At 65.1% G+C, this 12936-nt stretch carries 14 protein-coding genes; 6 read left to right on the top strand and 8 right to left on the bottom strand.

Annotated features, from left to right (window positions below):
• Nucleotides 1–7 precede the first annotated feature (7 nt).
• Nucleotides 8–229: a hypothetical protein gene (locus I6F31_RS02195; RefSeq protein ID WP_036029983.1), complete on the top strand. Its 222-nt coding sequence runs from the start codon at nt 8–10 to the stop codon at nt 227–229.
• Here I6F31_RS02195 and I6F31_RS02190 read toward each other — a convergent pair.
• Entirely contained in the window at nt 226–1713 is a 1488-nt protein-coding gene (locus I6F31_RS02190) for an HWE histidine kinase domain-containing protein (protein WP_036003924.1), read from the bottom strand. The two genes, I6F31_RS02195 and I6F31_RS02190, sit on opposite strands and share 4 nt — an antisense overlap.
• Before the next feature lie 13 nt (nt 1714–1726).
• Nucleotides 1727–8020: a HAMP domain-containing protein gene (locus I6F31_RS02185; RefSeq protein WP_225127578.1), complete on the bottom strand. Its 6294-nt coding sequence runs from the start codon at nt 8018–8020 to the stop codon at nt 1727–1729.
• A 280-nt stretch (nt 8021–8300) separates the two neighbouring features.
• Between I6F31_RS02185 and I6F31_RS02180 the strand changes: the two genes are divergently transcribed.
• Complete coding sequence (locus tag I6F31_RS02180; protein ID WP_057026877.1) at nt 8301–8594, top strand: hypothetical protein; 294 nt, start codon at nt 8301–8303, stop codon at nt 8592–8594.
• A gap of 3 nt (nt 8595–8597) precedes the next feature.
• Here the strand turns inward: I6F31_RS02180 and I6F31_RS02175 are convergent, their stop codons facing one another.
• On the bottom strand, nt 8598–9110 hold the full coding sequence (locus I6F31_RS02175; protein ID WP_225184613.1) for a DUF4142 domain-containing protein: 513 nt from the start codon (nt 9108–9110) through the stop codon (nt 8598–8600).
• A gap of 95 nt (nt 9111–9205) precedes the next feature.
• On the opposite strand from I6F31_RS02175, the gene I6F31_RS02170 reads away from it, so the two are divergent.
• From I6F31_RS02170 to I6F31_RS02165, 3 genes are all read left to right on the top strand, one after another.
• Entirely contained in the window at nt 9206–9400 is a 195-nt protein-coding gene (locus I6F31_RS02170) for a hypothetical protein (RefSeq protein WP_074447527.1), read from the top strand.
• Nucleotides 9401–9513: 113 nt separating this feature from the next.
• Entirely contained in the window at nt 9514–9642 is a 129-nt protein-coding gene (locus I6F31_RS36435; protein WP_271542554.1) for a hypothetical protein, read from the top strand.
• A gap of 71 nt (nt 9643–9713) precedes the next feature.
• On the top strand, nt 9714–9917 hold the full coding sequence (locus tag I6F31_RS02165; protein WP_225184612.1) for a hypothetical protein: 204 nt from the start codon (nt 9714–9716) through the stop codon (nt 9915–9917).
• Nucleotides 9918–10062: 145 nt separating this feature from the next.
• Here the strand turns inward: I6F31_RS02165 and I6F31_RS02160 are convergent, their stop codons facing one another.
• On the bottom strand, nt 10063–10308 hold the full coding sequence (locus I6F31_RS02160; protein ID WP_036003940.1) for a hypothetical protein: 246 nt from the start codon (nt 10306–10308) through the stop codon (nt 10063–10065).
• Nucleotides 10309–10476: 168 nt separating this feature from the next.
• On the opposite strand from I6F31_RS02160, the gene I6F31_RS02155 reads away from it, so the two are divergent.
• Nucleotides 10477–10644 carry a hypothetical protein gene (locus I6F31_RS02155; protein ID WP_167361644.1) on the top strand — a complete coding sequence of 56 codons (168 nt, stop codon included), beginning with the start codon at nt 10477–10479 and terminating at the stop codon, nt 10642–10644.
• Between the two features lie 97 nt (nt 10645–10741).
• Here I6F31_RS02155 and I6F31_RS02150 read toward each other — a convergent pair whose 3' ends face one another.
• The 4 genes from I6F31_RS02150 to I6F31_RS02135 form a co-directional block, all read right to left on the bottom strand.
• A complete protein-coding gene (locus tag I6F31_RS02150) occupies nt 10742–11230 on the bottom strand; it encodes a DUF3147 family protein (RefSeq protein WP_225184611.1) in 489 nt (162 codons plus the stop codon).
• Nucleotides 11230–11577, bottom strand: coding sequence for a DUF3147 family protein (locus I6F31_RS02145; protein WP_036030998.1), 348 nt, complete (start codon nt 11575–11577; stop codon nt 11230–11232). Before I6F31_RS02145 ends, I6F31_RS02150 begins: the two co-directional genes overlap by 1 nt.
• Nucleotides 11574–12161, bottom strand: a complete 588-nt coding sequence (locus tag I6F31_RS02140; protein ID WP_225136463.1) for a phosphatase PAP2 family protein — start codon at nt 12159–12161, stop codon at nt 11574–11576. Before I6F31_RS02140 ends, I6F31_RS02145 begins: the two co-directional genes overlap by 4 nt.
• A 159-nt stretch (nt 12162–12320) precedes the next feature.
• Nucleotides 12321–12875, bottom strand: coding sequence for a DUF4142 domain-containing protein (locus I6F31_RS02135; RefSeq protein WP_036003951.1), 555 nt, complete (start codon nt 12873–12875; stop codon nt 12321–12323).
• Nucleotides 12876–12936 lie beyond the last annotated feature (61 nt).

The following is a 12936-nucleotide window of genomic DNA, read 5'->3' as shown; positions in this document are numbered from 1 at the left end:
CATCGATATGGGTAAGGTCGTCTTTCTTTACCGCTCGCTGGCCTATCGCAACGCGGCCGCGGACATCCTGCGCAAGGCGCGCAAGCTTCCGCTTGGCGCGGAGCGAAGCGCGGCCCGCCGCTACGCGAGGGCGCTGCGCGATCTCGCCCGAACGGAAGCTTGGCTCGAAGGGCGCGTCGCGCGCGAACCACGCACGGCGCAGCGCATGAGCAGCGCAGCGTCAGGTTAACCGGATGCGCGTTGCAATTCGGCAGCGCCGGCGGTGTCGAACTTGCTTGGTGCAGCCGCCGCGGTCTTGCGTGTCAACGGCACCTCAAGACGGCACAGCAGGCCCTCGGCGCGCCAATCGAACTGCGCCTGTCCGCCAAGCTGGGACTCGATGCTCGCAAGCAGGCTTCGCGTGCCGAAGCCGCGCGATTTCGGGGTCTTGACCAGGGGACCGCCGGATTCCTCCCAGCTCAGCGTGAGCAGCTCCTCGTCGACCTGCCAATCGATCGCGAGCCGCCCCGCTCGCGTGGATAGCGCGCCGTACTTTGCCGAGTTGGTGAAGAGCTCGTGCAGTGCGAGCGCCAGCGTCTGGGCCGTCGCCGGCAGCAACTGAACTTCGGGCCCTGCCAATTTGATCTGGTCACCCAACGAATAGGGCGCAAGCTCCTCGTCGATCAGCCTGGAGAGCTCGGCGCCCTGCCAGCTCGACAGCGACAGGATGGTGTGCACGCGCGCCAGCGCATTGATGCGCCCCTCGACGGCGTTGACATAGGCCTTGACCTCGTCGGCCCGGGTGAGGCGCACGATCGACTGCGCCAGCGCCAGCGCGTTCTTCGCGCGATGATCGACTTCCCGCGCCAGCAGGTTCTGCCGCTCCTCGGCGCGCTTGCGCTCGGTGATGTCGACGGTCACGCCGCTGACGCGCACCACGCGCCCGCTCTCGTCCGTGGTTGCGGCCGCCGTGCCGACGCACCAGCGCACCTCGCCGTCGGGCCGGATGATGCGGAACTCCGTCTCATAGGCGCGTGTGCCCTTGTTGAACTCGGCGATCGCCTTGCGCAACTGGTCGACGTCGTCGGGGTGCAGCAGGGCCTGAACGTTGGCCGGATTGATCTCGAAATTGTCGGGGCTGACGCCGAAGATATTGTATTGCCCCTCGTCCCACATCCAATCGCCGCTGATCCAGTCCCAGTCCCAGGACCCCATCTTGCCTGCCGCGATCGCCATGCTGCGCCGCTGCTCGCTCTCGCGCAGCTTCGCGGTGGAAGCCTCCAGTTCCGCGGTGCGGGCGCGGACGCGATCCTCGAGCTCGTGGTTCAGCCGTTCGAGCTCGCGCGTCTTGCGGTAGAGCTCGGCAAACACCTTGATCTTGGCGCGCAGTACCTCCGGCACGACCGGAACCGGCACGTAATCGACCGCGCCCATCTCGTAGCCGCGCAGCCGGTCGATGTCGCTGACCTGGATCGCCGAGATGAAGATCATGGCGGTCTTCTGGAAACGCGGATGCTCGCGGATCATCGCGGCGAGCTCGAAGCCGTCGAGCTCGGGCATGCAGACGTCGACCAGGATCACCGCGATCTCGGTCTTGAGCAGCACCTCCAACGCCTCGCGGCCCGAGGAGGCGATCACGAGGTTCTCGCCGAGATCCTTCAGGATCACCTCATAGGCGAGCAGCTTGGCCGGCTGGTCGTCGACGAGCAGGATGTTGACCTTTTCCTGGTCCATGCGCGTGTCCAACTCAGCGATGCAGCCACATGCGGATCGCAAGCAGCAATTGGTCGGTGTTGACCGGTTTGGCGAGGTAGTCGGACGCGCCGGCTTCGAGGCATTTCTCCCGGTCGCCCTTCATCGCCTTGGCCGTCAACGCGATGATCGGCAGACGGGCGAAGGCCGGGTTCTCGCGGATCACGCCGATGGTCTGGTAGCCATCCATCTGCGGCATCATGATGTCCATCAGCACGATCGCGATCTCCGGATTGGATTCGACCAGTGTCACCGCCTCGCTGCCGGTCGTGGCCGTCAGCACCTTCATGCCGCGTCGTTCCAGCACGCTCGAGAGCGCGAAGATATTGCGGGCATCGTCGTCGACGAGCAGGGCGGTCTTGCCGATCAGGTCCTCGTCGGAACTGTTCAGCTTCTCCAGCATGCGCTGCTTCTCGAGCGGCAACTCCGTGATCACGCGGTGCAGGAACAACGCGGTCTCGTCGAGCAGGCGCTCGGGCGATTCCACGCCCTTGACCACGATGCTGCGTGCCATGGTGTGGAGTTCCGCATCCTCCTCGGCCGAGAGCTCGCGGCCGGTGAACACCACGACGGGGATGTTCGACAGCGCCTCGTCGTTGCGGATCTGATCGAGCACCTCGAAGCCGCTCATGTCGGGCAGCCTGAGGTCGAGCACCACGCAATCGCAGGGTTGCTCGCGCAACGTCGTGAGCGCGCCTGCCCCGGTATCCGTGGCCAGGATCTCGATGTCGTCGTGGTGCAGCAGCTCGCGGATCGAGAGCCGCTCGGCCTCGTTGTCCTCGACGATCAAGAGCCGCTTGCGCCGCGGCCGCGCATATTCCTTGATCTGCGTCAGCGCGGCCGAGACGCCCTCGGTCGTCGTCGGCTTGTTGACGAAGGAGAAGGCGCCGCGCGCCAGCGCATGCTGGCGGTCCTCGTCGAGCGTGATGATCTGGACCGGGATGTGGCGGGTGAGCGGATTGTGCTTGAGCTGGCTCAGCACGGTCCAGCCGAGCATGTCGGGCAGGAACACGTCGAGCGAGACGGCCGTCGGCTGGTATTGCTTGGCGAGCTCGAGGGCCTCGGCGCCGCGCGCGGCGACCAGGACCTTGAAGCCCTTGTCGCGGGCCAGATCGACCAGCACGCGGGCATAATGCGGGTCGTCCTCGACGATCAGGAGAATGGTGTCGCCGGGCTCGAGGTTGAGGCGGTCGTCGGGCAGCTGCTCGATAACGCGCTGCTGGTCGGGCGCGGCAGGCTGCAGCGCCGGCGGCTGGCCGTATTGCTGTGACGCCGGCGCCCGCGGCGCGAGGGTCGGGCCGGAATATTTCAAGGGCAGATAAAGCGTGAAGGTCGAGCCCTTGCCCGGCGCGCTGCGCAGGTGGATCTCGCCGCCGAGCAGGCTGGCAAGCTCGCGGCTGATCGCAAGGCCGAGACCGGTGCCGCCATATTTGCGGCTGGTGCCGGCATCGGCCTGCTGGAACGCCTCGAAGATCAGCTTCTGCTTCTCCAGGGGAATGCCGATGCCGGTGTCGGACACTTCGAAGGCGATCACGGCCGGCGCCGAGTTCAGCACCGGATGATCCGACCCCCAGCCGCCGATTGCGCCGGCGACTTTCAGGCGCACTTCGCCGTCGGCGGTGAACTTGAAGGCGTTGGAGAGCAGATTCTTCAGAACCTGTTGCAGCCGCTTGGAGTCGGTCACGATGCTGCGCGGCAGGTTCGGATCGACGTCGATCTTGAACGACAGGTTGCGGTTGTCCGCCTCGTGCCGGAACGGCCGGCCGACGGTCTCGAGCAGGTTCGCGGTCAGGATTTCCTCGGCGTCGACCGTCACGGTGCCGGACTCGATCTTGGAGAGATCGAGAATGTCGCTGATGAGGTTGAGCAGGTCGGTGCCGGCACCATGGATGGTGCGGGCGAACTCGACCTGCTTGGCCGAGAGGTTGCCATCGGGATTGTCGCTGAGCTGCTGTCCGAGGATCAGGATCGAGTTCAGCGGCGTACGCAGCTCGTGGCTCATATTGGCGAGGAATTCGGACTTGTACTTCGACGTCAGCGCGAGCTCGGTCGCCTTCTCCTCGAGCGCGCGGCGGGCCTGCTCGATTTCCTGGTTCTTGCGTTCGACCTCGACGTTGCGCTCGGCGAGCTGCTGCGCCTTCTGCTCGAGCTGGTCGTTGGTCTGCTGCAATTCGCGCTGCTGGGTCTGCAGCTCGCCGGCGAGCTGCTGCGACTGCTTGAGCAGGCCTTCGGTCTGCATCGTGGCTTCGATCGAATTGAGCACGATGCCGATGGAGTCGGTGAGCTGCTCCAGGAACGTCATCTGCGAGGTCGTGAAGGAGACCAGCGAGGCGAGCTCGATCACGGCCTTGACCTGGCCTTCGAACAGGACCGGGAGCACGACGAGGTTCTTCGGGGCGACGCGGAACAGCGCCGAGTTGATCGGCACCACGTCCGAGGGAATGTCGGAGACGACGCGCGGCCGCTTGTCGAAGGCGCATTGGCCGATCAGGCCTTCGCCGAACTGCAGCACCGGCTGATAGGGGTAGACGCCGTCGCTGGCGTAGGAGGCGAGCAGCAGGAGCTGGGGATCGTTCTCGTTCTCGACCTGGTAGATCACGCCCGTATGGGCGTTCACCAGCGGCGACAATTCGGTGAGCAGCAATCGGCCGACCGTGGTGAGATCGCGCTGTCCCTGGAGCATGTTGGTGAACTTGGCGAGGTTGGTCTTGAGCCAGTCCTGCTCGGTATTCACGTCCGTCGTGAGACGGAGGTTGGTGATCATCGTGTTGATGTTGTCCTTCAGCTCCGCCACTTCGCCGCGGGCGTCGACCTGGATCGACCGCGTCAGGTCGCCCTTGGTCACCGCAGTTGCGACTTCCGCGATCGCGCGCACCTGCGAGGTCAGGTTGGCCGCGAGCAGGTTGACGTTGCCGGTGAGATCCTTCCAGGTGCCGGCAGCGCCGGGCACGTTGGCCTGGCCGCCGAGCCGGCCTTCGACGCCGACCTCGCGCGCCACCGACGTCACCTGATCGGCGAAGGTCGCGAGCGTCTCGGTCATGTTGTTGATGGTGTCGGCGAGCGCCGCGACCTCGCCCTTCGACTTCACCGTGAGGTTCTGCTTCAGATCGCCGTTGGCGACCGCGGTCACCACCTTGACGATGCCGCGCACCTGCTCGGTCAGGTTCGCCGCCATGAAGTTGACGGTGTCGGTGAGATCCTTCCAGGTGCCGGCGACGCCGGGCACCTGGGCCTGGCCGCCCAGCTTTCCTTCCGTGCCCACCTCGCGTGCGACGCGCGTCACTTCGCCGGCGAAGGCGTTGAGCTGGTCCACCATGGTGTTGATGGTGTTCTTCAGCTCCAGGATTTCGCCCTTCACATCCACGGTGATCTTGCGCGAGAGGTCGCCGCGCGCGACCGCCGTGGTGACTTCGGCGATGTTGCGGACCTGGGTGGTGAGGTTCGCAGCCAACAGGTTGACGTTGTCCGTGAGATCCTTCCAGGTGCCGCCGACGCCGGGCACCACGGCCTGACCGCCGAGCCGGCCCTCGGTGCCGACCTCGCGCGCCACGCGCGTGACTTCGGCGGCGAAGGAGCGGAGCTGCTCGACCATGGTGTTCAGCGTGTCCTTCAGGAGAAGGATCTCGCCGCGTACGTCCACCGTGATCTTCTTCGACAGGTCGCCGCCGGCGATCGCGGTTGCGACCTCGGCGATGTTGCGGACCTGCGCCGTCAGGTTGGAGGCCATGAAGTTGACGTTGTCGGTGAGGTCCTTCCAGGTGCCGGCGACGCCGGGCACCTCGGCCTGGCCGCCGAGCTTGCCTTCGGTGCCGACCTCGCGCGCCACGCGCGTGACTTCGCCGGCAAAGCCGTTGAGCTGGTCCACCATGGTGTTGATGGTGTTCTTCAGCTCGAGGATTTCGCCCTTCACGTCGACGGTGATCTTGCGCGAGAGGTCGCCGCGCGCCACCGCGGTCGTCACCTCGGCGATGTTGCGGACCTGGGCGGTGAGGTTACCCGCCATCGAGTTGACGCTGTCGGTGAGATCCTTCCAGGTGCCGGCGACGCCGGGCACGTTGGCCTGACCGCCGAGGCGGCCTTCGGTGCCGACCTCGCGCGCCACGCGCGTCACCTCGCCCGCGAAGCGGTTGAGCTGGTCGACCATGGTGTTCAGCGTGTCCTTGAGCTGAAGGATCTCGCCGCGCACGTCCACGGTGATCTTGCGCGACAGGTCGCCGCCGGCGATGGCGGTGGCAACTTCCGCGATGTTGCGGACCTGCGCGGTGAGGTTACCCGCCATCGAGTTCACGGAGTCGGTCAGGTCCTTCCAGGTGCCGGCGACGCCGGGCACGTCGGCCTGGCCGCCGAGCTTGCCGTCGGTGCCGACCTCGCGCGCCACGCGCGTGACTTCGCCGGCGAAGGCGTTGAGCTGGTCGACCATGGTGTTGAGCGTTTCCTTCAGCTGAAGGATTTCGCCCGAGACGTTCACCGTGATCTTCTTGGACAAGTCGCCCTTCGCCACCGCGGTTGCGACCTCGGCGATGTTGCGTACCTGGCCCGTGAGGTTCGAGGCCATCGAGTTGACGCTGTCGGTGAGGTCCTTCCACGTGCCGCCGACGCCGCGCACCACCGCCTGACCGCCGAGCTTGCCTTCGGTGCCGACCTCGCGCGCCACGCGCGTGACTTCGCCGGCGAAGGCGTTGAGCTGGTCCACCATCGTGTTGATGGTGTCCTTCAGCTCGAGGATCTCGCCGCGCACGTCCACGGTGATCTTCTTCGAGAGATCGCCGCCGGCGACCGCGGTGGTCACCTCGGCGATGTTGCGGACCTGCGCGGTCAGGTTCGAGGCCATCGAGTTGACGCTCTCGGTGAGGTCCTTCCAGGTGCCGGCGACGCCGAGCACGTTGGCCTGGCCGCCGAGCCGGCCCTCGGTGCCGACCTCGCGGGCGACGCGCGTCACTTCGCCGGCGAAGGCGTTGAGCTGGTCGACCATGGTGTTGAGCGTTTCCTTCAGCTGAAGGATCTCGCCCGAGACGTTCACCGTGATCTTCTTCGACAAGTCACCGCTCGCGATGGCGGTCGCGACGTCGGCGATGTTGCGGACCTGCGCGGTCAGGTTGGAGGCCATGAAGTTGACGTTGTCGGTGAGGTCCTTCCAGGTGCCGGCGACGCCCGGCACCTGGGCCTGGCCGCCGAGCTTGCCCTCGGTGCCCACCTCGCGCGCGACGCGCGTGACTTCCGAGGCGAACGAGTTGAGCTGGTCCACCATGGTGTTGATGGTGTCCTTCAGCTCCAGGATCTCGCCGCGCACGTCCACGGTGATCTTGCGCGAGAGGTCGCCGCGCGCCACGGCGGTGGTGACGTTGGCGATGTTGCGGACCTGTGCGGTCAGGTTGCCGCACATCGCGTTGACGGAGTCGGTCAGGTCCTTCCAGGTGCCGGCGACGCCGGGCACGATGGCCTGGCCGCCGAGCTTGCCGTCGGTGCCGACCTCGCGCGCCACGCGCGTCACTTCGGAGGCGAAGGAGCGCAGCTGGTCCACCATCGTATTGATGGCTTCCTTGAGCTGGAGGATCTCGCCGCGGACGTCGACCGTGATCTTCTTGGAGAGGTCGCCGTTGGCGACCGCGATCGTCACCTCGGCGATGTTGCGAACCTGGTTGGTCAGGTTGTTCGCCATCGAGTTGACGCTCTCGGTGAGGTCCTTCCAGACGCCGGTCACCTCCGGCACCTGGGCCTGGCCGCCGAGCTTGCCTTCGGTGCCGACCTCGCGCGCCACGCGCGTCACCTCCGAGGTGAACACGCCGAGCTGCTTGATCATGGTGTTGACGATCGTCGCCGACTGCAAGAACTCGCCGCGGAGCGGACGGCCATCGACGTCGAGCTTGACGGTCTGAAGCAGGTCGCCTTGCGCCACAGCGGCGACCGCACGCGTCACCTCGCGGGTCGGCCACAACAGGTCGTCGATCAGCGTGTTGACGGAGCCTTCCATGTCGGCCCAGGAGCCGGAGGCGAGGCCGAACTTCACGCGCTGGCGGGTCTTGCCTTCGCGTCCCACCACCTGGCCCACCAGCTCGAGCTGCTGCGCCATGCGCTGGTTGGCGGCGATAATTTCGTTAAAAGTGTCGGCGATCTTGCCGTCGATACCGAGATAGTCGCCGCTCATGCGCACCGAAAAGTCACCGCTGCGCATCGCCTGGAGGGCGAGCAGCAGCTCCGCTCGGGAATCCGGCTCGGACGTACCGTTGATTTTTGGCTTTGGGACGCGACGACCGGAGCGTGATGCAGTTCCGGAATCGAGGTCGCTCATACTGTTTCCCCCGCAGCGTCGGCCGAATCTGAGGCAAGACGCGTTCGACGAAATAAGAGCGTCAGCCAAATTCGAAATCAAGCGCCAACGTATGACGCCAGGAAATGGAACCCGCCTTGCTCAGCCCAACCAAGCTAACGACGATCGGCCGGATTGGTTCCATAGCCCTCAGGGCAAAAGGCCGCGGGGGCGGGTCGTCCACGCGTCCGTCGTCCGCAGCCCTCCTTCGGAACGGAGCGCCGAGCCCGACGGTTAGCCAGCGCAGACAGGGAGAACGGACATGAAGGCAGCAACTGTCGCCATCGCCATCACGGCGCTTGCCGCGGGGTCGGCTCTGGCGCAGGGCGGTGCGCCAAGTGGGCGCGGCTCCGTGACGGGCGACCCCGCCGCAAGCTCCGCCAACCCGCAGGCGGACACGCCGACCACCGGAGCGGCCACCCGCTCGAATCCAAGCGGAAGCGGCACGTCCTCGTCCGGCGGCAAGGACGACAACGGCGATGCGGGTCGCGACAAGATGCCGGAGAGCGACCGCACCGTGCGGCCGCAGAGCCAGCAACGTCCGAGCGACAAGTAGAGGTTATTTGTCCGCCATGGTGCGCTCGGCGTCCCTGACCTGCGCGCGCAGCAGCGGCAGTTGTTCGCGCGCGAACGCTGCGAGCGCCGCATTGTCGGGTGCCGTCAGATAGCGTTCGAGCAGGCTGATGATCGACTCATACTCGGGAATCTGCGCGGCATAGAAGCTTCTGACATAGGCCGGACCATCCGACATTTCGGGCTCGACGAGGTTCGCGCTCGAGGATGTTGCCCTGCCGAGCTGCAGTTCGGCGCCGATCGCCTGCTGGACCTCTTTCAGCCTCTTGTCGCGCTTAGCCGCTTCCTCGGCGCGCAGGGCGGCGAGGTTCTTGACCTCGGCGTTGCCCTTGAGGTCGGTGTTCTCGAGCAGCCCCTGTTGAAACCGGCTGAAATTGTAGGCACCGCTGATCACCTCGATCGCGGAGGGCGCCCGTGCGCCGGGCTTTCGTTCGCCAAGGCTGTCGGCAAGCGCCGAGGCGCTGATCAATGCCAGAATGATTGCGGCGACAACTCGCATCGATCTTCAATGACGAACCGCATGCGAAAGTTCCCCGACCATTACGATCCGGTAAGCGGGTTGCGGCGCAAGAGTTCCGTCCCCACGTCCTCTAGATGAAACAGTCTGACGTCTTCAGAGACAACGCCGACAATTGTCTTCAGCTTGCCGAGCGCGCTGACGGACAGCCCGCCCATAAGCGCTATTCGCGCATGGCCGACGCCTGGACGGCACTCGCCAACGAGCAGGATTGGCTCGACGGCGAAATTTCGCCCGTTCCCGTCCATGCAGCTCCAAAGCGGAACGGGTGAGCTCGTCTTCAAAAATCTGCATGTGAGACCGCTCACGGAAGGTGCACAACTGATTTGGGATCATCCGGGAACGTCGATCGCGGAGATTTCCAATTGCAGAAGGAGGTTTGGCGATGGCTCCACGTCTGGCTCTTCTCTCCCTCATTCTCGCCTTTGGCGTGTCCGTCGCGTTCGCGACGGTGACAACGGTGCGACAGGTGCATCTCGAGAGCGCATCTGCCGTCCATGCCGTGCGCAGCTGATTGCGGCAGCGGAACATTCGACGCCGCAATGCGTAAGCGCTCCGACACATCAGCAGAAGCGAGAGCGCATCATGGCCCATTCCGACCAAGGCATCGTCAAGGACAAGCGTGGGGAGGAGCAGCCCCGCGACAAGGAACGCGCACAATCCGTGCACAAGACGGATCCGAAAGGCTCGCCCTCGCGTGAAGCGACGCGCGATCCCAAGCTGAACGACAACACCAAGACGCCGGGTTCCGGCGCAATGCCGGACGGCTCGAGCGACGCCACGGGCTAGCTCTCACCAGGAACGAATTTCCGCGGGAAGAGTCGACGGATTGCTTCCGGCAGTCATGCCCCCGGTGCGCCGGAAGCAATCTCCAAGGACGGCCCTGGCACCCACCGTGCCGGGGTCGTTTGCTTTTGGAGGGGCTTTCCGTGCGTCATTCGGCGCCGCTCTCCGGATCCCCCTGAGTATGTCCTTCAGGCCCGCGGCCGAATACGCCGAAGCTGCTTGACTTCACGCCGGCAGCGGCATCGACGCCCACAGCGGCCAGTCCGAACTTCAGGAGTTCGCGGACTGCTGCCGCCCGCGTCGGCATGCGGTGCTTGAACCGGAAATCGTCAATGGCGGCCAACTCTTCCGGCGAGAGCATGACCTGAAGGCGCTCGGCGCGAAGGTCGTTCATGGCGATCACGCAAATTGAGTAGGTTGAGTAGCTTACTCAACGAACCAGCTTGATGAGAGTTCCGCGAAAGCCGACGAAGTCCGCAAGTGAGTAGGAAATCAAATGAAATCAATAATTTATTGAAACGCATGCCGCCGTAAGGCATTGTTCCCGGAAGGGAGAGAAACCATGACGGACGAAGTCAGGTTACCTCGCAAGCTTTCCGAAGAACCCGCAGCGCCCGAGCCGGTGCGGCCAAGCCAGCAGAAGATCATTGATGAGGTCGAGCGCTGGGCCAACAGCCCGGGCCTCCAGCCGCCGCAATCGCAGCCTTCGACGGGAGCGAAAGCGAGCTAGGGCATGATCCGGAAAAGTGTGAAGCGGTTTTCCGCAAAGATCATGCGTAAACAACAATCTAAAGCGCGATGACGATTCATCCAAATCTCATCGCGCTTTAAGGCTTTGCGAAGCGAGAGCCCGTTGCCGACGGCGAATGGCCTGATCGGCGCGATTTGTGGGAGACACTGCGAAGCTTGCGTCTGAGCCACCAGGCCGACACGGAGACGATGGCCCAGACCGTCAGCGCGGCGAAAAAAGCGAGCGCGACGCTTGCCCCGACGATCAAGTGGAAGATAGCGGCGAACGCGGCGAGGCCGATGCTGCCGAGCGCGGCGCCGGCAGCATCGAGCGCCGCGGCCTTCTGTCCGCGACGCCGCCCGCTCAGGCCGGCCTTCTCCTTGGCGTGACGCTCGTGGCTTTCGATCAGCGTCGCGCTGGCGCAGAAGATGGCCGGAAGAGCAAGAAAGAGCCCGCCGACGGACAGGCCGAACTTCGAACCGATAACGCCCGCGAGCACCGTCGCACCGCCGCCGAGCACGAAGCGAATGGCGTACTCGTACCACCGCGTCTGTTTCAGCGCCGATGTCGATAGCTTCACCAGCATCAGGCGGCACCTCCCAGGCCGGCGAGCAGGCCGAAGGCGACAACAAGCCATGCGGCAAAGGCGAGGATCGTTGCTGGAAGCGCGCCGAAACGGAACCTCATCAGGAGGTGGCAGACGACGACGCTGTAGCAGGCGAGCGCGACGGCGCCATAGATCATCGTCCAGCTCTGGGCCGCAGCATATTGCGGGCCGTGCTGGACCACTGCGATGGCGAGGGTGGCAAGCGCCACCGACGGTGCGGCGCCGAGCAGCCCGGCAAAGCTCTTCGGCCGCAGCATGTCACCGAGGATCGCGAAGACGGATACGATCAGGCCGCCGGCGACGAAGCGCACGAGATATTCAGTCATGGCTGTCCCCCCGAGCCCTTGCGCTGCCGCTGCCGTGACTTCGCCATCGTGAACGGCCGGAACAGGCGCTCGACAACGAGGCCCAGCATGAAACCTGCCACGACATCGCTGGCCCAGTGCGCGAGCAGCGCGACGCGCGTCAGGGACAGCGCTACCGCAAAGGAGCGCGCCAGGTTGCGCGGGGCCGGCGGCAACAGGCCTGCGGCCGAGGCAAGGGCGCCCATATGCACGGCGTGACCTGAGGGAAATGCATCGTGCGCGCGTCCCGAAAAGGGAACACCGCGCCCATGGCCGCTCACCGTCAGCCGGTCGGGCCTCGTCTGATCGAACACGGATTTCAAGACATGCGGTAACACGGCCGTCGCCAGCGACACGATCAGGACATGATCAGCAACGGGGCGCTGCTGCGGGTGCCGGAAGCGGGTGTAGAGCCATCCTGCTGCCGCGAGCGCAACCAGGACATGCTCGTCGGCGCCCCAGGTCATGGCCTGGGCGGCATGCTCGAGCCCCGAGTTGGTATTGTGCGCGATCTCGTTGGCGACCGCCGTGTCGATCCGGGTGGGTTTGACTGTTACAAGGGCCATCGGTCCGTCGGCGACTGTTCCTCCATGACAGTTTTGTAAAGCCTGGAAACAAAGAAGGTTCCTGGCTCAACCGGCAGGCACCGCCCAGCGGCAGCGCGATGACGTTCTCATCGCGCGTCAGGAAGGACGCCGGAGGGCCGGCGTCCTTTCAGCAATGCGTTACTTGCTGGATTGGCCGACGCTCGGCGCCCGGCCGAGGTTCTTGGCCATCTCGAGGTGGTGCTTCAACGCCGGGAGCGTCTTGCCGGCCCAATCCTTGAGCTCGGCATTGTCGCCGCCCTTGGCGTAGCGCTCGAACAGCGACACGGCATCTTCATGCGCGCTGACCTGATAGGAATTGTAGTCCGAGCTGAAATCCTTGCCGCTCGCATTCTTGAGCTTGTCGATCTTGCTCTGATGCGAGCTGTCGAGCGCCGTCGGCAGCTTGGCCTGCACCTTGCCATTGCCGACCAGTCCCTTGAGCTCGTTGCTCGTCTTGGTGTGATCGGTGATCATCTGCTGTGCGAAGGCTTTCTCTTCCGCGTTGCCCTTCTGCTGGGCGAGCTTGCTCGATTCGATCTCGAACATGTCGCTGATCGCGACCTGCGTCACGAAGTCCGCGGTCGCAGGTGCAACGCCGAGCGCCGAATTCACGCCGGTCTTTTCGCCCAGCGACTGGGCGAGGGCAGGGCCTGCGAGAATCATGCAGGCAAGAGCGATGATTGTGCGTTTCATGGTCAAATCCTTCCGAAAAGGTCGCGTGGCCGCTTGCCGGCACGCGCGGCGACCAACACGC

It is taken from the genome of Bradyrhizobium sp. NBAIM01 (genome assembly GCF_020194115.1).
Lineage (GTDB): Bacteria > Pseudomonadota > Alphaproteobacteria > Rhizobiales > Xanthobacteraceae > Bradyrhizobium > Bradyrhizobium yuanmingense.
This window is presented reverse-complemented; position numbering and strand designations above follow the sequence as displayed.

Bases quoted from the DNA above. Each gene is read 5' to 3' on its own strand.
- I6F31_RS02140 (WP_225136463.1), bottom strand. From the start codon at position 12,161: ATGGCCCTTGTAACAGTCAAACCCACCCGGATCGACACGGCGGTCGCC.
- I6F31_RS02135 (WP_036003951.1), bottom strand. From the start codon at position 12,875: ATGAAACGCACAATCATCGCTCTTGCCTGCATGATTCTCGCAGGCCCT.
- I6F31_RS02150 (WP_225184611.1), bottom strand. From the start codon at position 11,230: ATGCTGGTGAAGCTATCGACATCGGCGCTGAAACAGACGCGGTGGTAC.
- I6F31_RS02165 (WP_225184612.1), top strand. From the start codon at position 9,714: ATGGCCCATTCCGACCAAGGCATCGTCAAGGACAAGCGTGGGGAGGAG.
- I6F31_RS02180 (WP_057026877.1), top strand. From the start codon at position 8,301: ATGAAGGCAGCAACTGTCGCCATCGCCATCACGGCGCTTGCCGCGGGG.
- I6F31_RS02155 (WP_167361644.1), top strand. From the start codon at position 10,477: ATGACGGACGAAGTCAGGTTACCTCGCAAGCTTTCCGAAGAACCCGCA.
- I6F31_RS02195 (WP_036029983.1), top strand. From the start codon at position 8: ATGGGTAAGGTCGTCTTTCTTTACCGCTCGCTGGCCTATCGCAACGCG.
- I6F31_RS02160 (WP_036003940.1), bottom strand. From the start codon at position 10,308: ATGAACGACCTTCGCGCCGAGCGCCTTCAGGTCATGCTCTCGCCGGAA.
- I6F31_RS02185 (WP_225127578.1), bottom strand. From the start codon at position 8,020: ATGAGCGACCTCGATTCCGGAACTGCATCACGCTCCGGTCGTCGCGTC.
- I6F31_RS02175 (WP_225184613.1), bottom strand. From the start codon at position 9,110: ATGCGAGTTGTCGCCGCAATCATTCTGGCATTGATCAGCGCCTCGGCG.
- I6F31_RS36435 (WP_271542554.1), top strand. From the start codon at position 9,514: ATGGCTCCACGTCTGGCTCTTCTCTCCCTCATTCTCGCCTTTGGCGTG.
- I6F31_RS02145 (WP_036030998.1), bottom strand. From the start codon at position 11,577: ATGACTGAATATCTCGTGCGCTTCGTCGCCGGCGGCCTGATCGTATCC.
- I6F31_RS02190 (WP_036003924.1), bottom strand. From the start codon at position 1,713: ATGGACCAGGAAAAGGTCAACATCCTGCTCGTCGACGACCAGCCGGCC.
- I6F31_RS02170 (WP_074447527.1), top strand. From the start codon at position 9,206: ATGAAACAGTCTGACGTCTTCAGAGACAACGCCGACAATTGTCTTCAG.